Here is a 21,914-nt window from a genome sequence, read left to right as displayed (position 1 = left end):
CCATTACGGGCAGCAGTGGTTGCTTATTTTTGTAAACAGCAACTAACTATTTATGCGGACTATCTTATTACTGGCGATGCTCTGGATGAGCAGTCCGGCATGTGCCCAAAAAAAAGAAGTTACCATGACCGAAAATAATATTTTAAAGGCAGCGGCAGACAATGATACTGCTGCTATTCAACGGGCATTATCCAACCCTGCATTACTGGAAACGAAAGATGCAGAAGGACGTACACCATTGATGGTGGCAACTTACCATCATCATGCGGCGGCAGCACAGGTATTGATTACAGCGGGGGCAAATGTAAATGCGCAGGATAAAATGCTGAATTCTCCTTTCCTGTATGCCGGTGCAGAAGGGTATGCGGATATTTTGAAAATGTGTATGTCTGCCGGGGCGGATTACAAAGTGTATAATCGTTATGGTGGCTCTGCATTGATACCCGCATGTGAGCGTGGTCATATTGACGTGATTGCGCTTTTACTGGCAGATAAAACTTTTCCGGTGAATCATATTAACCGTCTGGGTTGGACTGCATTGCTGGAAGCGGTGATATTAGGTTCCGGAGGAGCTACACATCAGCAGGTAGTGAAGATGTTGATAGCGGCCGGCGCGGATGTGAACATCGGAGATAAGGAAGGTGTTACCGCATTGCAGCACGCAAAGAGCAGGGGATATAAAGCCATCGTGGATATGTTGGTGGAGGCCGGTGCGAAGTAATGTGCGATTTATTTATACCCGGTATTTTTTGCCGGCATGCTGTATTTCAAAATCTTTTATCTGTTGTTGTAAAGCACGTTTTTGTGTAAGATATGTTTTGAGGTCCATTCCAGTTGCTTTTGCTTTTTCCAGTTGAGTGAGGGCACGATGAATCTCCTGGTAAGCTGTTCTCAGCTGATAGGTTTCAGATGCCCGGAATGCCAGCACATCCGGTGCTTCGCGGAGAACTTCCAATGGGTATCCTTCCTGTGACCAGGTAGAAAAGCTGTTACCTATAACTTCCATGCTGCCGGTATCCAGTGCACCATAGCCGGTGAGGTATACTTTTTCATCGCTGTCGTTACAATGCAGGAGGATGGCTTGTCCGCCACTGTCATCGCCAATACTGATATATGCAGGGAGGTAATGTTGTACCTGGTAGGTAGTGTTACGTTCTAATAGGCTGTCGGTGCCATAAAGGGTGAGGAGGTCATTTATGAAGTGATCTCCTGGCAGCTGTTCCTGTAACAGGAAACTGCTATAAGCACCCGGCAATATTACGCCGAGTGCTTCTTCTATATCTCTGATATTATTGTTCATTACCTTTCAGATGAGCGAGCCATTGTTGTGCAAATTCGTTGCCTGGATCCAGCTGAAGCAGTCTTTCGAAGGAGGCGATGGACGCAGGGACTTGTTCCATATGATAAAAGAGTACCGCACGGTTCAAATGTACATAAGGATTTTCGGGGGCAATAGCGAGCGCCTGATCATAGGTGGCGAGGGCCAGGTCGTATTGTTCCAGCAACATCAGGATAGAGCCTTTATTCATCAGCAGCCCCGGTTCGCCGGGCGACAGTTCCAATCCTTTGTCAGCGTATTGCAGTCCCAGTTGGAGACGGTTGAAAATGTGCTGTCGGGTAGCTTCATCGGCGCCCTGTTCCTCTATCTGACTGATGGCTTCATTGGCTTCCTGCAGAATTTGTACCACCTGTTGTTCATACCAGGCAGCGCTTTTTTCTACATTTTCTGTAAATGGAATGGCTTCCAGATCGATGGCTTCTTCCGGTTCAGCGGTTGCTTTCATTTTGTCGGCTGCCGGCGCATACCACCACTGGCAGAATTTACCCAATTCACCACCTACGGGCAGTTCATCGGCAGGAGGCAGCCCTTCTTCTTTAATGGCATCATTGGCGATGATTAAATCCTGGATAGCTTCCAATGCTTTGTAGTGAATAGTTTCGCCTTCCTGTTCCGCCTGCATCACCATGTATGGAATGAGCTGATACCAGAGGGCGAGCAGGTCTTTGTCTTTTTGCTCGCCGGCAATTTCCGCAATTTCATGCGCCATTGAAAAGGTATCTATGGCAACAGGAGCTTCCGCATCCCCGCCGGTAATGGTGCCATTGGCTACCATGTTGGCCCAGAGTGCAGATCCTGCATCACAGTATAAAATATATGTTTTGGAGGGGAAGTCATAATTGGCGTAGCCGGTAACCGGGTTGCTTTCTTCGTCCCATACTTCTGTTGGCTGTTGGTAGATAAAGCTGAATTTCTGACTGGCAGCCAATGCATCAAACCATGCCTGATGCGATGTATACGCCGGATGGGCGCTAACAGGAAAGGTGTATACGAAATGATGTTTGATTAACAGATCCATTACCCTGAAATGGGTAAAGCCAGTGTCAAACTGGTTTTGTAATTTATATAGATTGTAAAAGAGGCTCCTGCGATCCAGTCCTTCTTCCTGACTTTTGTCCAGACAATAAACGGATAGCTCCACCAATGATTCTACTTCATGCATCGCCATATGTAACTCGCTTTTCTGCGAAATTACGCGAATTTTGTCTTCTCCAGGATTATACTGATTTAGATGATTTTCAGGATCCTGTTTTACAGGATTAAAAAAGGTTGGCGTGGATATAGGGGATCCGCTTACATCTACACCGATTTTTATAATCAAAAAGTAAAAAACCTGAAAATCATCTAAATCAGTATAATCCTGGAGAAGACAAAATTCGCGTTATTTCAGCAGTACATTTTTCACATACTTATAACTGGTCGTTACACTCTGGAATGGATCGATGGTAATTTTGTCCTGTTCTACAAACAGGTGTTTCACGCCGGCAAGTTTTGCCTGGGCAAATATTTTACGGAAGTCGATGCTGCCTGTACCTACTTCTGCAAAGGTGACACCGGAGAGGAGGTCCATGGAAGTTTTGTTTTCTGTGCCGGCGGCAGTAAGACTGGCAGTATTGTTTTTATCCATGTCTTTCACATGCCAGGCCACAAATCTGCCGGGTGCTTCTTTAAAAAGTGTGATAGGATCGCGACCTGATTTCACGGCCCAGAAGAGGTCGAGTTCAAAGGAAACGAGGGCCGGATCTGTTTCTTTTAACATAATATCGTAGCCGGTACTGTCTGTATCTGCCAGTTTTTTAAACTCCCAGTAGTGGTTATGATAGCCGATATGCAGGTTTGATTTTTTACATATTTCGCCGGCTTTATTCAGTTGTGCTGCCATGAATTTGTAATCATCTGCCACCAGTTTTTTATCCCAGAGGGAGAGGGGCAATACCGGTACGATGAAGTATTGCTGACCGAGTGCTGCTGCCAGTTCTATTTGTGGCTGCAGTGCGTCCGCGTTGCCATTGCCGCGGGTCAGGTAATCGTTTAGCTGATAGTGTCCGCTGGGGGTATTGAGGTGGTATTGTTTTAGGAGTGCACTGAGTGCTTTTGGTTTTAATCCCCAGAATTCGCCTTTGTCGCCCGCGCCCTGGTAGCCATAAAAAGTTTCAACTTCATTGTAGCCGATACCGGCTACTTTGGCCAGCGTGCCTTTGACGTCTTTGGCCAGCTCCTCACGGAGGGTATATAATTGTAATCCTATTTTTTTGGGAAGCGCTTTATTGCCTGTCATGGCAAAGATGCTGCCGGGTAACATCATGCCAGCAGCCATGAGTCCTGTTTGCTGAATGAATGAACGTCTTGAAGTATGCATGCGGGTATTGTTTTTAACGTGGATAAATGTGTAACTACTGAAGCAGTTATGCACAGCAATTTAATAAAACGATTTTAACTTGTTGAAATTTTTTAAAAAGAGAATGCCGGGCAGCTACTTTTTTGCAAAAAACGACTGGCATAATATCATCTTTCTAACGTAACCGCGTATACGTGTATACCACTTATTTTATGTGTATGCTTTATCTGTGGCGGTTTTTGTAGCATGCGTACTGCATCATAACAGCAGCCTTTTTCGTTTATATAAATTTTGAAAAGATGTGGGTTTAATTAATTAAATTGTTAGTAGTTACTTATCCAAAACCGCGTCCAAAATGAGTTTTTTTTTCAGCAATGTAAGTCAGGCAGAAGAAGGCGTCAGGAAGAAATCTAAAGTAAGGGAATGGATAGAGGCGGCTCTTTTTGCGGTGGTTGCTGCTACTCTCATCCGCACTTTCATTTTTGAAGCTTTTGTTATCCCTAGTGCTTCGATGGAGAAAACCCTGCTGGTGAATGACTTTATTTTTGTCAGCAAAATCAGTTATGGGCCCAGAATCCCTAATACGCCGCTGGCATGGCCATTTACGCATCATACGCTTCCATTTACGAAAAATATACAACCTTTTACCACAGCTATAGAATGGCCATACAAAAGACTGCCGGGTTTCAGCAGTGTAAAGCGGAATGATGTCATTGTATTCAATTACCCCTGCGGTGATAGTGTGCTGAAGAACCTGGCAGGGGAAGACGAGGACTACTATTCCATGTACCGGTCACTCGGCGATGAGTATATCCGCAAAAATTATCCGCCGATAGTTACCCGGCCTGTGGATAAACGGGAGAACTGGATTAAACGATGTGTGGCTGTCAGTGGCGATACCTTGCAGATTATTGATGGCATCGTATATATCAATGGTCAGCCGGGTAAAGTACCCCTTCATTTTGAGGCACGGTATTTTGTAACAATGCCGGATCATAAGCCTATAGACAGTCAATTGCTGGATCAACTGGAATCAGATCATATTTCCAGACCTACGATAGATTCTACCATGTTTATTTATAATCTTAGTAGTGCTAATGTAGATACACTCCGTGCCAGAGGGGCTATTGTGAAACGTAAAACGTATGATGCATTCGGTGATTCCAGGGTATTTCCTTTTGATGTAAAACATTATGAATGGAATGAAGATTGTTTTGGCCCGCTATACATTCCCCAAAAAGGTGCAACAGTAAAGCTGGATACCCTTACCCTACCTTTTTATCAGCGTATTATTGATACCTATGAGCATAATACCCTGAGAAGAGATGGGGACAAAATTTATATCAATGGGCAGGAAACCACTACCTATACTTTTAAGATGAATTATTACTGGATGATGGGAGATAACCGGAATGAATCTACTGATTCCCGCTTCTGGGGCTTTGTTCCGGAAGATCATATAGTAGGGAAAGCATGGATTATCTGGTTAAGCTATCATAAGAACCGTATCAGGTGGGGGCGGTTGTTTTCTTCGATACAATAAACGGAGTTTGTCTTTGTCCAGGATTATACTGATTTTGATGATTTTCCGGATTTTTGTTTTTATGATTTTAGAAGATTAAAAAAGATATCGGGAGATAGTAGCTAATATATCCGTTGCTATCTCCCCAAATTTTTTAAAATCACAAAGTAAAAATCCAGAAAATCATCAAAATCAGTATAATCCTGAACAAAGACAAACTCCGCGGCATTTATTATTTAGTGCTTGCTGTCTTTTCTCTTACTTCCTGCAGTAGCTGATCCAGTGCTGCTCTGTCCAGCAGTTTACCTTTTACTACCAGTGCATTAATTTTCTGCGTGTTGTGGATGTCCGCTACCGGGTTGGCATCGAGCAACAGGATATCTGCTTTTTTACCAGCGGCAATAGCGCCATAATTGGTTTTGTGCAGGTAAGCCGGTGAGTTGATGACAGATGCCTGTAATGCCTGCAATGGTGTAAGACCAAATTTTACCATCAGCGCTAATTCCTGGTGTAAGCCGATGCCCGGGAAGTCAAATGAATTGAGGTATCCGGCATCTGTTCCTGCCAAGATTTTTACACCTGCTTTTTGGAGCAGGGGAAGAATAGAAGATGATGTTTCGTAGATCATCTTGCGGCGTACAATAGCGGCGCTATCGTCTGATGCGGCTCTTTTTACACGCCATTGGTAGGTACGTTGTAATCCCTTACCGATATATTGCAGATATGGATCGTGTGCGTGGTTGTCCTGATCAAAATAGGCCATTACATGTCCCAGGGTGAGTGTAGGTGTCAGGTACATTCCTTTTTCCGCCATGTAGCGATACGTTTTCATCGCGGCAGCGGTGTCGAAATTCTGAAGAATGTACTTATTGATATCTGCGCCTTTTATTTCGCCGCTTGCAATACCGCGGGATAAAGCTGCATCATCTTTTACACCTGATTTCCATGCATAAGTGAGGTGTTCTACTGAGCTGAGACCGGCGTCAGCTACCTGTTTCATAGTGAGTACATACGGAACGTGGCCGGAGATCGCCATGCCTCTTTTCCTGGCTTCACGTAATGCTTCCAGGTAGATCTCAGGCTTAATTGTGTTCTCTGTAATTTTTACGAAATCTACTTTCAGTTTTTGGAGGGAATCGAGGGCCTGTTGTAGCTCTGTGGAAGTGCCTATTTCCAGGTCGCCCAGCCATATGGACTTATAGCCTTCCAGTTTTGGGCCGGAAGTAAAGATGGTGGGGCCTTGTAGCTGTCCTTTGTTTATTTCATCGCGCCATTGTAATACATCCGGGCTGATGTCTGCAGCACAGTCGCGGATGGTAGTAATGCCGTTGGCGAGATACAAAGGCAGGAAGTTTTTATTTTCTTCACTCAGGGTATCGCCGCCGCCGAAGTGCATGTGCATATCCCATAATCCGGGCATGGCGTATTTACCGCTGCCATCCACTGTTTGGGTGGCCTTGTATTGTTTTGCCAGTTGGTTATCCATCACCTGTATGATACTGTCGTTGCGCACTGCGATGGTCTGGTTGGCAGTGATCCTGCCGGTTTTTATATCAATGATGCGAACGGACTTAATCAGCAGGTCCGCTTTTTTTTGCTGGCTGAATGCAGTGATACCGCAAAGAATTGCCAGAGAAGAGAGCCAGATTTTTTTCATCTCCTAAAGGTACCCCGGGCCCCTGGCGGAAAATGGTACTGATTATAAGAAAGCGGGTACTTTTTATAACTGACGGCGAAAATCCAGTGGTGTGCGGGTGGTATATTTTTTAAAGAAGCGGGAGAAGTAAGAAGTGTCATTAAAGCCCAGGGCGTAGGCAGCTCCCTTTACATCCATATCGGTAAGTGTGAGCATCCGTTTGGCTTCCAGCAGCAGGCGTTCACGGATATATTCCCCGGCGGTTTTGCCGGATTCTTTTTTGCATACCTGGTTCAGATAGCTGGCAGTGACGTGCAGCTGGGCGGCGTAGTAGCTTACTTCATGATATTGTGCATAATGTTTTTCCAGCAGGAGGAGAAAGCGGTTGATGAGATGATTGGAGGCTGCCGCTACTTCTTCCGGGTGCGTAGCAGCATACCAGCGTTGCAGCAACAGTAACACAATCTGCAGCCGGTGCTGTATGATATTGGCTGCGGGTTCTTTTTCCATGAGCTGTAATTCATGGATCAGCTGTTCGTATTGTCCTGCATCCAGTTTGAGTGCCGGCACGGCAGCAGGGGTAAAGAATGACCACAGCGGCCCTTTTTGTAACATGAATGCGGCAGAAAACATCACCTGGTAACCGGCCGTGTTTTTGGACATATGCCATTGGTGTGCCTGGCCGGGGGCGAGAAAGAAAACAGTCCGGTTGCTGACCTTATAATCTTCAAAATCAATCGTATGTGTGCCGCTGCCCTGGCTGATCATCATCAACATAAAAAAATCATGTTTATGTGCCTCGGGTATGACAGGCATATTTAAAGGCGCATGATGTACGATTTTGAAATCTTCCTTTTTGTAAGGAAGATTAAAGATTTTTTCAATACCGAAGGTAGGCAGCGACATGTGGCGAAATTACGAATTAAGGGATATGAATTCGTAATTTTGCGCCATGCCGGTGTTACACAACTCAGATTATCAAGCGCCTTTTTTATTACAGAATCGTCATATGCTGACGATTTATCCTTCTTTGTTTCGCAGTATTAAACCCGCTGACTATCGCCGGGAGCGGATTGTTACACCTGATAATGACTTCCTGGATCTGGATTTCAGTGAGCGGGGGAATAAAAGCATTGTAGTGATTTTGCATGGTCTTGAGGGGAACTCCACCCGCAAGTATGTGTTTGGGATGGTACATATTTTCAATGGCGCCGGATTTGATACTGTGTCTATGAATTTCCGGGGATGTAGCGGCGAGCCTAACAGGAATCTTCGTTTTTATCATAGTGGCGAAACGGATGATCTGCGTGCCGTAATCACCTACCTGGTATCGCTGAAAAAATATACGGCCATACACCTGGTAGGTTTTTCGCTGGGAGGGAATGTTACGTTGAAGTACCTGGGAGAGCAGGGGGCGGACGCGGTGGGGGTGATTAAGTCGGCAGTAGCTATATCGGTACCCTGTGATCTGAAGAGTGGGTCTGCTGAGCTGGAGAAAAGGCATAACATTATATATATGCAACGGTTTATCCGGGATCTGGGTCATAAGTTGCGGTTAAAAGAGCAGCAATTCCCGGGCAGCATCAGCCTGGACCACTATGGGGAGGTGAAGTCCTTCCGGCAGTTCGATGATCGTTATACGGCGCCTATGCATGGCTTTAAAGATGCGTTGACTTATTGGGAGCAATGCAGTTCCCGTTTCTACCTGCATAATATTCGTATACCCGTCCTGGTCATTAATGCGCAGGATGATCCGTTTCTGGGCAAAGAATGCTATCCATATGAGATAGCTGCTGATAGTCAGTATGTTTACCTGGAAACACCGCATCAGGGAGGGCATGTGGGTTTTGTAAGATTTGGGAAGGACTTCTACTGGTCTGAAAAAAGGGCATTGGCGTTTCTGCAGGAAGTGTAGCAGGGACCTTTAATCTCACGCTATAGTGTTATTGGTATTATTCATGCTTTTTTATAATTTACATCCGAACGGTGTGCATCATTTAAAAATTGTTATACTCAATGGAGCGAATGCCATCAGAAGAGGAAGTGTTGTTGAGGATGATAGGAGGCGATGAATTGGCTTTTTCCAGTATTTACCGGCACTACCATTCTTCACTCTATATCTACCTGTTACGCTTTTGCAAAGTGCCTTCCCTGGCGGAGGACCTTGTTCATGATGTATTTCTGAAGGTTTGGGAAATCAGGGCACGTATTAACCCACAGCTCTCTTTCAGTGGTTATCTTTACCGGATTGCCCGTAATCACGTTTTCAAAACTATTGCCAAATTGTCGACTGATGAACAGATGCGGGAGCAATTGTTCCAGCAGCTGGTGCATCAGGATGCGGGATTAACAGACCTGGCTGTGAGAGCGCGGGAGTATGATCGTCTTTTTCAGGAAGCATTGAGTCAGATGACCAGTCAGCGTTTGAATGTATTCCGTCTTTGCCGGCAGGAAGGTAAAACATATGATGAAGCCGCCGCCATATTGGGTATCTCCCGTGATACTGTCAAAAAACATATGGTACTCAGTATGCGGTTTATACAGGATTATATTTTCCGTCATGGGGATATCCTGGTAGCGGTATTGCTGATCACTACCGTTGTATAAAAAAATATTTTTCCGCAGGGGTACCCTCTTTCTTTATTTCCGGATATTATATACAGGACTTGTGTTTAAATAGTCCTGCACCATTATAATGAATCAGCCGGAAGACTACCAGGAAGCATTACTGAAAAAATATCTTGACGGGCAATGCAGCCCGGAGGAGATGGCCACTTTGTATAGCTGGCTGCTTTCTTCCGATACGCATAAGCCGTTGCTGGCGGTAATGCAACAGGATTTCGAACGTATCATGAAAGCGCAGCCTGCTGTGCCGGAAGAATTAAGTAACCGTATAGAAGCCCGGTTACTGGAATCTATCGGCCGGGAAAAGGTGGTGAAGATGAGGGTTGCTCAGTGGTGGAAATGGGGTGTTGCTGCTGCCGTTGCGGTATTGCTCATAACAGGAGTTACCGTGTTTTATAATTTACCCAGGCCTGTAAAGGCGCCGGTATTGGCCTTAAAAGCAGCCGATGTACAACCGGGTACCAACAAAGCGGTGCTTACCCTGGCAGATGGATCAGTAGTAACATTAGACAGTGCAGGTAACCAGGTAATACAACAGGGAGGAACGAAGGTGGAACAAAAGAATGGAGAGCTGCAATATGCAACTGCCGGCAATAATACTTCCATAGGCTATAATATGCTGAAAGTACCGCGTGGAGGCCAGTTTACCATTGTGTTGCCGGACGGTACACAGGTATGGCTGAATTCAGCTTCCAGCTTGCGCTATCCCACTGCGTTTACCGGTAATAACCGTACAGTGGAAATGCAGGGGCAGGGTTATTTTGAAGTAAAGAAAAATGCCAAACAGCCCTTTATCGTAAAAGTGAATAGCGTGGAAGTGCAGGTATTAGGTACTGGCTTCGATATTATGGCTTATGATGATGAAGAGGAGCTGAGAACAACGTTGGTGAGTGGAGCGGTAAAAGTGAAACAGGGGGTGGTGGAAAAATACCTGAAGCCCGGACAGCAAGCGGCTATTGACAACAGTACTGGCGTAATGTCTGTACGTAATGCAGATGTACAGGAAGTGGTGGCATGGAAAACTGGATTTTTTGAATTCGATAATGCCAATATAAATGTCATTTTACGACAGTTAGCCCGTTGGTATGATATAGAAGTAGATACTAAAATAGTAGATAAACGATTGTTTGGAGGTAGGATCAACAGAAATCTGCCATTGACAGAAATGCTGTCACTGCTGGAGAGCAGTGGCGCCAGGTTTAATCTGGAAGGAAGAAAATTAACCGTTATAAGATAATTGCTTGAAAAATTGCTGCTTCCACGTTGCGGCAACCACGTATAAAAAGTAGAAACTGATAAATTTTTAAACAAGATGGCAACAACCGAGACAAGCTAGTCAGGGAACGTATGCCCAAAAAAAACCGGAAGTGCTCGCAACACTGCCGGTATGAGTCTGGGCATCCCTTGAAAATCAATCCCTTAATCGAAGAACTATTTTACAAGAATTCCCAAACACTACAAAAGTATGCAATTAAACTTATGTGGTATAATTTCCTGTACCCGGAAATTACTATCAACCAAAATGTTCTGCGTTATGAAAATGACCGCCTTTTTGCTACTCACAGCTTGCCTGCATATCAGCGCAAAAGGATTGTCGCAGCAGATCACCCTCTCGGAAAAGAATGCACCACTAAAGAAAGTGCTGAAAGAAGTAGCCCGACAGGCGGGTGTTTCCGTGGTGTATGATGAGGCTTTACTGTCTTCTTTCGCTAATGTCAATGTAGACGTTACCAATGTATCCGTAAAGGAAGCATTGGACATCTGTTTGAGGAATAAGCCACTGGCTTATGTGGTGGAAGGAAACCGTATTACCCTGGTGAATGTATTCCCGGAGAAGGGTTCTGCAGATTCCAGTATCACGGTTACCGGAAGAATTGTGAACGAAGCAGGTGAACCCATTCCGGGAGCAACCATACGGATACAAAATTCCGGTAGTGGCACCGCGGCTGATGGGGAAGGGAAATTTAGTCTGAGAGTACCTAACAGCAGGGTGTTCCTGCTGATATCCTTTATCGGCTACGACAGTAAAACGGTGGCTGTTGCCACCGGCCCAATGAGGATACAATTAAAACCGGCTAACACGGCGCTTACAGAAACCGTAGTAGTAGGTTATGGTATCCAGAAAAAGAGTGTGGTGACCGGTGCTATTTCCAGTGTGCGCGCTGCAGACATCGAGTCACAACCAGTTACCCGTATTGAGCAGGTATTACAGGGCCGTACATCCGGTTTAACGGTAGCTGCCAGCTCCGGACAACCAGGATCTGCTTCTTCCGTACGTGTGAGGGGGATTACCTCTTTCAATAATAACAATCCATTGTGGGTAATAGATGGAGTAGTGGTAGATAATGGTGGTATCAGTTACCTGAACCAATATGATATAGAATCTGTAGAAGTATTGAAAGATGCCGCTTCCCAGGCTATTTATGGCGCACGTGCTGCTGCCGGCGTCATCCTGGTGACTACCAAAAAAGGGAAGGCAGGTAAAATATCTGTTAGCTATAACGGTTATTTAGGTACCTCTGCTCCTGCGCGCAAACTGAAACTGCTGGATGCTACCCAATATGCTACTTTAAGAAATGAAACAGCAGCCAATGATGGTAAACCTTTACCATTTGCGAATCCTTCTTCTTATGGAAAGGGCACCGACTGGCAAGCGGAAATATTCAACAACAATGCGATCCGTCAGAATCACGAATTGAGCATCAGTGGAGGCAGTGATAAATCCACCTTCTATACCTCCTTTGGATACCTGAAACAGAATGGTGTGATTGCATCAGAGATCTCCAAATATGAACGCGTTAACTTCCGTTTGAATTCCATACATAAAATTACACCATGGCTTACCTGGGGTGAAAACGTAGGTTATTCTTACGAAAAAAATATAGGCATTGGTAACACCAATAATGAGTTTGGCGGTCCGCTGAGTTCTGCTATCAACCTGGATCCAATCACCAAGGCGGTAATTACTGATCCTGCGGAATCATCCACTGGTGAATACCTGCAGAAAGGCGCCCGCAAAAATGCGGCAGGCCAGTTTTATGGTATTTCCAGCTCTGTAACACAGGAGATTGCAAATCCACTGGCATATATCAGCACCCACCTGGGCAATTATAACTGGTCACACAATGTGGTAGGTAATACTTTCCTGGAAATGGAACCAGTTAAAGGATTGAAATTCCGTTCCACACTTGGGGCCAAAATTTCTTTCTGGGGTGATGAAACATTTACACCGATTTACTATTACAACAGCGTCTCCAAAGGTACACGTACTTCCTTTAACCGTGGTCAGCACCAAAGCTATGCATGGAACCTGGAAAATACGGTATCCTATACACGTAGTTTCAATAAGCATAATATTACTTTACTGGCTGGTCAGGGCGCTTATATGGATAATCGTTTGAAAGAAACCAACGTATTATTCTATGATATTCCTGCTGAAACTTTTGAGCAGGCATCGCTTAATTTCAAATCAGCTGCTGCCAATCGTATCTCTGATGGTAAGGAAAATGTGGATCACAAAGTATCTTCCCTTTTCGGACGTATCAACTATAACTATGGAGAAAAATACCTGGTAGAAGGTATTCTGCGCAGGGATGGTTCTACGCGTTTCGGCCCGAATCATAAATATGGTATTTTCCCTTCCTATTCGTTGGGATGGGTAGCTTCCAAAGAAGGCTTCTGGCCTGAAAATAATGTAGTAGAATTCCTGAAATTCCGCGGGGGCCATGGTACCGTAGGTAGTGATGATATTGATGATGGGGCTTATGAATCCACTATCGGTAGCGGCAGAAACTATAACTTCGGATTAAACAATTTCAATGTAGGGTACAGTCCTAATGCACCCGCTAACCCTAACTTGAAATGGGAATCTACCACGCAAACAAATGTTGGTTTTGAAGCAACGTTGTTACGCAATTTTACCATCGCCTTCGATTGGTACAGCAAGAAAACAAAAGACATCCTGATGAAGCCCCGTCTTCCTTTATTCACAGGTGCTATTGCCAACTCCGCTGCCAATGTGGGAAGTATGACTAATAACGGTGTTGAGCTGGAACTGGGTTATCACGCCAAAATTGGTGAGGTAGAGTTTTCTGCCAATGGTAATGCGTCTTACATGAAAAATAAGGTGACTTTCCTGGGTGATGGTGTAGAAAAGTTGGATGGAAAAGATGTGAATTTCCAGAACATGCCTGGCATTGTAAGAACGCAGGTAGGACATGCCTTTAACTCATTCTATGGTTTTGAATCACTCGGTATTTTCCAGGATCAGAAATCAATAGATGAATACACTAACAAGGCTGGACAGAAAATACAGCCCAATGCGAAGCCCGGAGATTTTCAGTGGGCTGACCGTGATGGAGATGGATTGATCAGTGATAATGACCGCACTTTCATTGGTAATCCAACGCCTAGCTGGACGTATGGTTTAACTATCAGTGCTGCCTACAAGGGCTTTGATATAGTAGCGTTCGGTCAGGGCGCTTCCGGTAATAAAATCTTCCAGGGATTACGCCGTCTGGACATTCCAAATGCCAACTGGTCCACCAAAGCGCTGGAGCGCTGGACACCAGAGAATCACTCTACTACTTATCCGAGGCTGACACAAACAGATGCTAACAACAACTACAACAGGTTATCCTCTTTCTACCTGGAAGATGGTGGTTACTTTAGACTTAAAACGATACAGATAGGATATTCTCTGCCATCCACCGTAGTTAAAAGAATGGGTTTACAGAGAATACGTGTATATGTAATGAGTGAAAACCTGTTGACGATCACTAAATATACCGGTTACGATCCTGAAATTGGTGGTACTGATGCGTTGAGTGTTGACCGCGGTGTATATCCGCAGGCACGTTCCTTTATGGGTGGTTTGAATGTTACTTTCTGATAACTTTAAAGCTGATTAAAAATGAAAAGAAGAAACTTAAAATATATAATAGCTATTACAGCAGGTTTGCAGCTGATGGGTGGCTGTAGTGATAAATTTGTAACCGTTGCTCCCAAAGGTAATTTCCTGGAGAGCAGCTACTATCAGAACCAGCAGGAAGCCTTTAACGGATTGGTAGCCATCTATGATATGGTAGGATACCAGGCCGGCAACTATACCAATAAAACAGGCGCCATGGATGCCGCTTCTGATGATCACTGGACAGGTGGTGGTGGTCCGGCCGATATCAATGTATTCCAGGTAATGACCCGCTTAAGCATGCTGACACCTCTTACGGGACCACAGGAAGAGCTGTGGAAAAAAGGCTTTTCCGGCGTTAACCGCGCCAATGTGTTATTGGCCAAGTTGCCTAATGTGCCGATGGACGATAACCTGAAAAAGAGATATGCAGCGGAAGCGAAAGTATTGCGGGCACATTTCTATTTCGACCTGGTTCGTTTATTCAAGAGCGTACCCCTGATGACAAAACCGCTTACACCGGAAGAAGTAAAAACCGTTACCCAGGCAACTCCGGAAGAGGTGTATAAACAAATTGAACAGGATCTGAAAGATGGTATTGCTGAAACCAACCTGCCGGATGTTCCTCCACGTGTTTCAGAAGGTGGCCGCATGGGTAAAGGCATTGCACATGCTTTGCTGGGTAAGGTGTATTTGTATGAAAAGAAATGGACAGAAGCAGCCGCTGAGTTTAAGGAAGTGAATGGAGAAACGCCCGGACAACCCAGCGGTAAATATGGCTATAACCTGGTAGCGAATTTTGCGGACCTCTGGAAGTCGGACGATGCCTTCAAATTTAACACAGAATCTATCTTTGAAGTATCCTATACTTCTACTTCCGGTGGTAACTGGACAGATGGTGTAGCGAAGACCGATGGTAATATGCTGAATATTCTTTGTGGTCCACGTAGTCTTACACCTACGCCTGCCACCAATGAAGTATCCCAGTATGTAGCTGGTTGGGGCTTTTTGATCGTCTCCAAAGAATTGGAGGCAGTGATGAAAGGTGATCCGCGGTATGCCGCTACCATCTTAAATATGAAAGAGCTGGTGGATGCAAAAAAAGCCACCTATTCTCCCAGTTTTGATGACACCGGTTTCTTCCTGAATAAATTTGTTGGCCGTACTGCCAATATTTCAAAAGGTGGTGGTAACATGGAATTGAACTTCCCTCAAAATCTGTATGAGATCCGTCTGGCGGATACCTACCTGATGGAAGCGGAAGCCCGCGTGAAAGCAGGAGAAGGCGACGGTGCCGGTACACGCGCCTACCAGTTGCTGAATGCCGTGCGTGCCCGTGTAGGTCTGACGGCTATAGATGCCACTTATGATAATATCTTTAAAGAAAGACGCCTGGAACTGGCAGGAGAAGGACACCGTTTCTTTGACCTCGTGAGAAGCGGTCAGGCAGCAGCGGTGCTGAATGCTATTCCTAACAGAACCTTTAAAGCAGGGAAAAATGAAATCTTGCCTATTCCATACCTGGAACTGGAAAATACAAAACTGAAGCAAACTCCTGAGTGGGGCGGACAATAACCCCGCTGGTATTCCCGGATTCTGAGAATTCCCATCGTAGTTATTTTATTTCTTGCCAGACAAAATAACTACGATGGGAATTTCCGGAATTCGGGATTACTTTTGTCCATTAACAATTCCTTTTTGCTATGAAGAGAACCAGTCAGCTTTTGTGTTGCCTCGCCCTGGTGGCAGGTATTTCTACCACTGTTAAAAGTCAGCAGAAAAAATCAAATGAGATCAGTTATTGGTTAACTTCTCCCGAAAAGTCAATTGCCCTGCAGCAACAAACCAATACGCTGCCCTTTACCGCTACAGATAAAGGTATTGCTACCATTGTAGTTGAAGAAGCAAAAAAGTTCCAGCAGATAGATGGTTTTGGTTTTACCCTCACCGGCGGCAGTGCCACCCTGATTAACCAATTGCCGGCAGCACAGCAGAAAGCATTATTGCAGGAACTCTTCCTGACAAAAGGTAATGGCATTGGTATCAGCTACCTCCGCCTCAGCATTGGCGCCTCCGACCTGAGTGCTTCCGTATTTACTTATGATGATATGCCTGACGGAGAAACAGATCCGGAACTACAGCATTTCAATCTTAATGAAGAAAAAAAAGACCTGATCCCGGTGTTACAAAAAATTGTGGCATTGAATCCGGCTATTAAAATATTAGGTTCTCCCTGGACGCCTCCGGCCTGGATGAAAACCAATAACTCCTTTATCGGCGGTAGTTTGAAGCCGGAATATTATGCTGCCTATGCCAGGTATTTTGTGAAGTATGTAAAGGAGATGAAAGCAGCCGGTATCACCATTGATGCCATCACCATTCAGAATGAACCGCTACATCCAAAAAACAATCCCAGCATGCTGATGCTGGCGCCAGAGCAGGCCGTATTTATTAAAGACCATCTGGGACCAGCTTTTAAAAAAGCCGGCATAAAAACAAAGATCATCCTGTATGATCATAACTGCGATAAACCGGAGTACCCCATTAGTATTTTAAAAGATCCTGCTGCTTATCCTTTTATAGATGGCTCAGCCTTTCATTTGTATGGCGGCACCATTGACGCACTGAGCACGGTGCATGAGCAATTTCCTGCCAGGAATTTGTACTTCACAGAACAATGGTCGGATGGCAAAGGCAGTTATGCCAATGAAGTGAAAAGTAATACAAGCAAACTGATTATCGGTGCTACCCGCAACTGGAGCCGCAATGTACTGCAGTGGAACCTCGCAGCGGATGCACAGTGGAATCCACATACCGATAAAGGTGGCTGTTCCCAGTGCCTGGGAGGTATCACCATTGATGGCAATGCGGTGTCACGTAATTCCTCCTACTATGTAATAGGCCATGCCTCTAAGTTTGTGCCTGCAGGTGCGGTAAGAATTGCTTCCAACATTCCTGGTAAACTGGATAATGTGGCGTTTAAAACACCTTCAGGTAAGAAAGTACTGATTGTTGTCAACAACGAAACGTCGCCACAGACTTTCCAGATTAAAGTAAATAATAAACTGGCCACCGCTTCTCTGAACAGTGGAGAAGTAGCGACTTATGTTTGGTAAAAGACAGTAAAATAATTTATGAAGAAGATATTTTTAACAGGCGCCTGTCTGCTTGCCATAGCCGGCAGCGGATACAGTCAGCAGAAAAAAGTAACGGTGATTACCACCGCGGAAAATACTGACCTGCGACTAACACAAACGGCTACACTTGAATTTACCAGCATGCCGCAACCGTTGGAAACAGAGCCCTGTGTGTTTGTAGATACTAAAAAAAGTTTTCAGGCTTTTATTGGTATTGGCGGCGCCCTTACGGATGCTTCGGCAGAAACATATGCCAAGCTGCCTAAGGCAAAACAGCAGGAGCTGCTGAAAGCATATTATGATATTAATAACGGTATAGGATATACGTTTTCAAGAACAAATATACAAAGCTGTGATTTTTCCAGTGGTACTTATAGTTATACTGCAGAAAATGATTCGGCATTGAAAACCTTCAATGTAGACCACGACAAGCAATACCGCATTCCTTTCATCAAGGCGGCCATCGCCGCAGCCGGCGGGAAGCTCCCGTTGTTTGTAAGTCCCTGGAGTCCTCCTGCATGGATGAAAGACAATAATAATGTATTGCAGGGAGGCCATTTGTTAAAATCATTTTACCAGGCATGGGCCAATCACTATGTGAAGTTTATCCAAGCATACGAAGCACTGGGTGTTCCGGTATGGGGGCTTTCTGTACAGAATGAACCAATGGCTAAACAGAAATGGGAGTCCTGTATTTATACCGCGGAAGAAGAGCGTGATTTCATCAAAGGTTACCTGGGACCCACCTTGCAAAAGGCGGGTATGGGCAACAAAAAGCTCATTGCCTGGGATCATAATCGCGACCTGATGTATCAGCGTGCCAGTACGCTGTTGCATGATCCCGCAGCGGCTAAATATATCTGGGGCATCGGTTACCATTGGTATGAAACCTGGACGGGCAGCGAGATGCAGTTCCAGAATGAGCGCCTGGTACACGAAGCTTTTCCTGACAAACCATTGGTATTTACAGAGGGCTGTATAGAGAAATTTGACATGGCCAAAGTGCATGATTGGTTTATAGGAGAGAAATATGGCACTTCGCTGATCGGAGATTTTAACGCGGGGACGGTAGCCTGGACAGACTGGAACATCCTCCTGGATGAACATGGGGGGCCTAATCATGTAGGTAATTTCTGCTTTGCACCCGTGCATGCCGACACTCAAAAAGGAGAATTGATTTATACCAATGCATATTATTACCTCGGGCATTTTTCTAAATTCATTCGTCCGGGTGCTAAGCGGGTGGCGAGTTCTTCCAGCCGTTCCATGCTGCAAACCACCGCTTTTGTGAATACAGATGGCAAACTGGCGGTAGTGGTGATGAATACTACCGATAAAGAAATTCCTTTCCATTTGTGGATAGCAGGGAAGGCGGCAGCTACCAGGAGCTTACCGCATTCCATCAGCACATTGATCGTACAATAAACCATATTTTTGGCGGAAGACGGCGGCACCCTGGTTGAGGGTGTCGCCTTTTTTTATGCGGTAATGATTTTTTCACATATCATGGCACTGGCTTAACATGCAGGTGCAACATTCCTAAAGGTTGTATATATTGCCTTACACGCTCGTTATGATTAACACCTGGCAGGAGAATATGGCATTGAACAATGATAGTAATGCTTCCTGGGCATTATGCCTGCATTTGATGTCTGGCTTGTCTAAATTCGTCCACTCCTTTTTAAAAGTTTCCTGCCCTGGATAAAAATAAAAGTCTCATACAAACGGTTTCATGGAAATAAACGATTTCATTTATGGGTATTGAAAGGAGAAAGTTTTTAAGAAATATTGGATTAACTATGGCAGGTGCACTGGCCGTGCGTTTGCCGGTAGTAGGCAACGCCATATCGGTTAATCCTCATTACCTGCTCACTACCCGTCAGCCAGATGCAGCGTGGATCGCTTCGTTGTATGAACGCGGCACCGTTACCACTTATCTCAAAAGTAAAAACGAACTGCAGTATATTGGGATGCCCGTAGGTGGTATTATGTGCGGTACTCTGTATCTGGGTGGTGACGGGCGTTTGTGGCTATGGGATATTTTCAATAAAAACCAGGAGGGCATAGAACCCAAGGTGGTAGATTATAGCGCGAATGTATTGGATGGTGGCAAAAAAGTCCGTTCCCGTGATGGCGCCTGTTATATTGCGCCTTCAAAAAATATTCGTCCGCTGGATCAGGGATTTGCATTGCAACTGACGGACGATCATAAAACAATTATCCGGAAGTTTGATGAGGAGAGCTGGCCGGAGATCAGCTTTGAAGCTACCTACCCGATGGCCACTATCCGGTATACAGATCCTGCGCTTCCTGTGGAAATAGTGTTAGAAGCCTTTTCTCCTTTTATTCCGCTGAATGAAGATGATTCCGGTTTACCGGTCACCATCTTATCTTACAAAATTATCAACAAGGGTACTACGCCGGTAACTGCTACCATACTTGGCTGGCTGGAGAACAAAGCGGCCATTTACAGCGCTGGTGACGCACATGAGCGGATAAATACTGTCGTAAATCAACCAGGCTGGCAGGGGGTGCATGCCACGGTACGGGTGAAAGCCGGGAGCAATGAGGAGTTCAGTAAAAAGTATGATTATGGTAATCTTTGCCTGGCCGCTTTTGGTACCCAGGTAATGGTGAATCCAATGATGCCTGTGGGAGAATTATCGGCGGCTGATTTTAAGCTCATGACCGCCAAACAGGCGATTAAACCAGTATCAGACAAACTAACCGGCAGTGTTGCTATTCAGAATAAAATACTACCTGGTAAGACTATACGAAATGATTTTGCCATTAGCTGGTATACACCTAACCTGTATTTTAATGGTATACAGGGAGAAGGCCGTTATTATACGAACCAGTTTACCGATGCCGTAGCGGTGATGAACTATGTGCAGAAAAATTATACCCGCTTAAGCCATGAAAGCCGCTTGTGGAAAGATACCTGGTATGATGCCACCTTGCCGTGGTGGTTTATGGAACGTACTTTTCTGAACATCTCTACACTGGCCACTACTACGGCGCATCGTTTCCGCTCCGGCCGTTTTTATGCCTGGGAAGGAGTAGGGGCCTGTGAAGGTACCTGCACGCATGTATGGCAGTATGCGCAGGCAGTAGGCCGTATTTTCCCGGCACTGGAAAGAGATACCAGGCAACGCGTAGACCTGGGTATCGGGCAAATGTCGGATGGAGGCATTCTTTTCAGAGGAGAAGCAGAGAAACGCCCGGCTATAGATGGACAGGCAGGTACGGTATTGCGGATTTACCGGGAGCATCAGATGAATAAAGACAATAGCTTCCTGCAACATAACTGGACCAATATTAAAAAGGCGACGTTGTTCATTATTCACCAGGACCGCAATGGTGATGGTATGGAGGATACGCCGATGGAGAATACACTGGATGCTGTTTGGGATGGAGAAATTGCCTGGATAGTAGGATTGTGCATTGCTGCTGTGAAAGCTGCTTCACTGATGGCTACCGAAGTAAATGATACCGCCTTTGCAACTATCTGTAACGACTATACGGAAAAAGGCCGGCGGAATATGGAAACACAGTTGTTCAACGGCGAGTACTTTATCCATCAACCAGATAAGGTGAAAGGACGTTCTGTGATCGGATCTTACAATACCTGTCACATAGACCAGGTATACGGCCAGAGCTGGGCATTCCAGGTAGGTATGGACCGGGTGATAGATAAAGAAAAAACATTGTCGGCTTTAAAGGCTTTGTATAAGTATAATTACAAGCAGGATGTAGGTCCTTATATTGCAGCACATCCGGGCGGGAGGCCTTATGCACTGGCGGGAGAAAGTGGTATGATCCTGAATACCAATCCCCGTAATGAACAATATCCTTTCGGCGTGAAAGATGCGTGGCAGCTGGGATATTTTAATGAATGTATGACAGGCTTCGAGCACCAGGTAGCTTCGCATATGATGGCAGAAGGTATGACCGATGAAGCACTCACGCTGACACGTGCGGTGCATGATCGTTATCATGCGTTTAAGCGGAATCCATTTAATGAAATAGAATGCAGTGATCACTATGCCCGTGCCATGGCCAGCTACGGTACTTTTATTACGGCTACTGGTTTTCAATACCATGGCCCGAAAGGGTATATTGCTTTTGCCCCTGCATTAAATAAAGAGGATTTTAAAGCACCATTTGTTACTGCCGAAGGTTGGGGTACCTATACGCAAAAGGGTGGGCATCATATGATACAGTTGAAGTACGGTAGTCTGTCCCTGCAAACGTTGCGCTTTGCACATAATGGTGTAAAGCAGGTGACTATTGCCGGTCAGAAAGCCCCGGTGGCCTTCACGGAAGCCAACGGATTTGTTACCCTGCAACTTCCTGCACCGCTGCGCATAAAAGCAGGACAATCTCTTAAAATTACAATTGTATAATA

At 45.2% G+C, this 21,914-nt stretch carries 15 protein-coding genes; 10 read left to right on the top strand and 5 right to left on the bottom strand.

All coding sequences use genetic code 11. The annotated features are described in order from the left end of the window. Positions 1–52 precede the first annotated feature (52 nt). Positions 53–721 carry an ankyrin repeat domain-containing protein gene (locus AB4Z08_RS02500; protein WP_441572195.1) on the top strand — a complete coding sequence of 223 codons (669 nt, stop codon included), beginning with the start codon at positions 53–55 and terminating at the stop codon, positions 719–721. A gap of 12 nt (positions 722–733) precedes the next feature. Here AB4Z08_RS02500 and AB4Z08_RS02495 read toward each other — a convergent pair whose 3' ends face one another. The 3 genes from AB4Z08_RS02495 to AB4Z08_RS02485 all read right to left on the bottom strand — a co-directional run bounded on the left by AB4Z08_RS02495 (position 734) and on the right by AB4Z08_RS02485 (position 3,698). Then, on the bottom strand, positions 734–1,300 hold the full coding sequence (locus AB4Z08_RS02495) for an SMI1/KNR4 family protein (RefSeq protein ID WP_441572194.1): 567 nt from the start codon (positions 1,298–1,300) through the stop codon (positions 734–736). Further along, positions 1,290–2,507 carry a tetratricopeptide repeat protein gene (locus AB4Z08_RS02490; protein ID WP_441572193.1) on the bottom strand — a complete coding sequence of 406 codons (1,218 nt, stop codon included), beginning with the start codon at positions 2,505–2,507 and terminating at the stop codon, positions 1,290–1,292. Before AB4Z08_RS02490 ends, AB4Z08_RS02495 begins: the two co-directional genes overlap by 11 nt. Positions 2,508–2,720: 213 nt before the next feature. Beyond that, positions 2,721–3,698, bottom strand: coding sequence for a sugar phosphate isomerase/epimerase family protein (locus AB4Z08_RS02485; RefSeq protein ID WP_441572192.1), 978 nt, complete (start codon positions 3,696–3,698; stop codon positions 2,721–2,723). Positions 3,699–4,032: 334 nt separating this feature from the next. Between AB4Z08_RS02485 and lepB the strand changes: the two genes are divergently transcribed. Beyond that, entirely contained in the window at positions 4,033–5,220 is a 1,188-nt protein-coding gene (gene lepB, locus AB4Z08_RS02480) for a signal peptidase I (protein ID WP_441572191.1), read from the top strand. Between the two features lie 211 nt (positions 5,221–5,431). On the opposite strand, the gene AB4Z08_RS02475 is transcribed toward lepB, so the two are convergent. Together AB4Z08_RS02475 and AB4Z08_RS02470 are read right to left on the bottom strand one after the other, a co-directional pair. Beyond that, positions 5,432–6,856 (bottom strand): amidohydrolase family protein, encoded by a 1,425-nt coding sequence (locus AB4Z08_RS02475; protein ID WP_441572190.1) that lies wholly within the window; start codon positions 6,854–6,856, stop codon positions 5,432–5,434. A gap of 63 nt (positions 6,857–6,919) precedes the next feature. Beyond that, entirely contained in the window at positions 6,920–7,741 is an 822-nt protein-coding gene (locus AB4Z08_RS02470) for a helix-turn-helix domain-containing protein (RefSeq protein ID WP_441572189.1), read from the bottom strand. Positions 7,742–7,844: 103 nt separating this feature from the next. On the opposite strand from AB4Z08_RS02470, the gene AB4Z08_RS02465 reads away from it, so the two are divergent. The 8 genes from AB4Z08_RS02465 to AB4Z08_RS02430 all read left to right on the top strand — a co-directional run bounded on the left by AB4Z08_RS02465 (position 7,845) and on the right by AB4Z08_RS02430 (position 21,912). Then, positions 7,845–8,750, top strand: a complete 906-nt coding sequence (locus tag AB4Z08_RS02465) for a YheT family hydrolase (protein ID WP_441572188.1) — start codon at positions 7,845–7,847, stop codon at positions 8,748–8,750. A 101-nt stretch (positions 8,751–8,851) separates the two neighbouring features. Next, complete coding sequence (locus tag AB4Z08_RS02460) at positions 8,852–9,442, top strand: RNA polymerase sigma factor (protein WP_441572187.1); 591 nt, start codon at positions 8,852–8,854, stop codon at positions 9,440–9,442. An 88-nt stretch (positions 9,443–9,530) separates the two neighbouring features. Continuing rightward, positions 9,531–10,697: a FecR domain-containing protein gene (locus tag AB4Z08_RS02455; RefSeq protein ID WP_441572186.1), complete on the top strand. Its 1,167-nt coding sequence runs from the start codon at positions 9,531–9,533 to the stop codon at positions 10,695–10,697. A 297-nt stretch (positions 10,698–10,994) separates the two neighbouring features. After that, on the top strand, positions 10,995–14,351 hold the full coding sequence (locus tag AB4Z08_RS02450; protein ID WP_441572185.1) for a TonB-dependent receptor: 3,357 nt from the start codon (positions 10,995–10,997) through the stop codon (positions 14,349–14,351). A gap of 21 nt (positions 14,352–14,372) precedes the next feature. Further along, a complete protein-coding gene (locus AB4Z08_RS02445) occupies positions 14,373–15,944 on the top strand; it encodes a RagB/SusD family nutrient uptake outer membrane protein (RefSeq protein ID WP_441572184.1) in 1,572 nt (523 codons plus the stop codon). 128 nt (positions 15,945–16,072) lie between these two features. After that, positions 16,073–17,485, top strand: coding sequence for a glycoside hydrolase family 30 protein (locus AB4Z08_RS02440; RefSeq protein WP_441572183.1), 1,413 nt, complete (start codon positions 16,073–16,075; stop codon positions 17,483–17,485). A gap of 18 nt (positions 17,486–17,503) precedes the next feature. After that, positions 17,504–18,931, top strand: coding sequence for a glycoside hydrolase family 30 protein (locus AB4Z08_RS02435; RefSeq protein ID WP_441572182.1), 1,428 nt, complete (start codon positions 17,504–17,506; stop codon positions 18,929–18,931). A gap of 329 nt (positions 18,932–19,260) precedes the next feature. Next, positions 19,261–21,912: a GH116 family glycosyl-hydrolase gene (locus AB4Z08_RS02430; RefSeq protein ID WP_441572181.1), complete on the top strand. Its 2,652-nt coding sequence runs from the start codon at positions 19,261–19,263 to the stop codon at positions 21,910–21,912. The last annotated feature ends 2 nt before the right edge of the window (positions 21,913–21,914 follow it).

The sequence above is a fragment of the Chitinophaga sp. RAB17 genome (genome assembly GCF_052114225.1).
In the GTDB taxonomy this organism is placed as follows: domain Bacteria; phylum Bacteroidota; class Bacteroidia; order Chitinophagales; family Chitinophagaceae; genus Chitinophaga.
The sequence above is the reverse complement of the archived record's forward strand: the minus strand, read 5'-3'. Positions and strand labels throughout refer to the sequence as shown.

Excerpts from the sequence above, each read along its gene's own strand:
- AB4Z08_RS02455 (WP_441572186.1), top strand. The coding sequence starts at position 9,531 with ATGAATCAGCCGGAAGACTACCAGGAAGCATTACTGAAAAAATATCTT.
- AB4Z08_RS02490 (WP_441572193.1), bottom strand. The coding sequence starts at position 2,507 with ATGGCGATGCATGAAGTAGAATCATTGGTGGAGCTATCCGTTTATTGT.
- AB4Z08_RS02465 (WP_441572188.1), top strand. The coding sequence starts at position 7,845 with ATGCTGACGATTTATCCTTCTTTGTTTCGCAGTATTAAACCCGCTGAC.
- AB4Z08_RS02450 (WP_441572185.1), top strand. The coding sequence starts at position 10,995 with ATGAAAATGACCGCCTTTTTGCTACTCACAGCTTGCCTGCATATCAGC.
- AB4Z08_RS02475 (WP_441572190.1), bottom strand. The coding sequence starts at position 6,856 with ATGAAAAAAATCTGGCTCTCTTCTCTGGCAATTCTTTGCGGTATCACT.
- AB4Z08_RS02445 (WP_441572184.1), top strand. The coding sequence starts at position 14,373 with ATGAAAAGAAGAAACTTAAAATATATAATAGCTATTACAGCAGGTTTG.
- AB4Z08_RS02435 (WP_441572182.1), top strand. The coding sequence starts at position 17,504 with ATGAAGAAGATATTTTTAACAGGCGCCTGTCTGCTTGCCATAGCCGGC.
- AB4Z08_RS02485 (WP_441572192.1), bottom strand. The coding sequence starts at position 3,698 with ATGCATACTTCAAGACGTTCATTCATTCAGCAAACAGGACTCATGGCT.
- AB4Z08_RS02460 (WP_441572187.1), top strand. The coding sequence starts at position 8,852 with ATGGAGCGAATGCCATCAGAAGAGGAAGTGTTGTTGAGGATGATAGGA.
- AB4Z08_RS02440 (WP_441572183.1), top strand. The coding sequence starts at position 16,073 with ATGAAGAGAACCAGTCAGCTTTTGTGTTGCCTCGCCCTGGTGGCAGGT.
- AB4Z08_RS02430 (WP_441572181.1), top strand. The coding sequence starts at position 19,261 with ATGGGTATTGAAAGGAGAAAGTTTTTAAGAAATATTGGATTAACTATG.
- AB4Z08_RS02470 (WP_441572189.1), bottom strand. The coding sequence starts at position 7,741 with ATGTCGCTGCCTACCTTCGGTATTGAAAAAATCTTTAATCTTCCTTAC.
- AB4Z08_RS02495 (WP_441572194.1), bottom strand. The coding sequence starts at position 1,300 with ATGAACAATAATATCAGAGATATAGAAGAAGCACTCGGCGTAATATTG.
- lepB (WP_441572191.1), top strand. The coding sequence starts at position 4,033 with ATGAGTTTTTTTTTCAGCAATGTAAGTCAGGCAGAAGAAGGCGTCAGG.
- AB4Z08_RS02500 (WP_441572195.1), top strand. The coding sequence starts at position 53 with ATGCGGACTATCTTATTACTGGCGATGCTCTGGATGAGCAGTCCGGCA.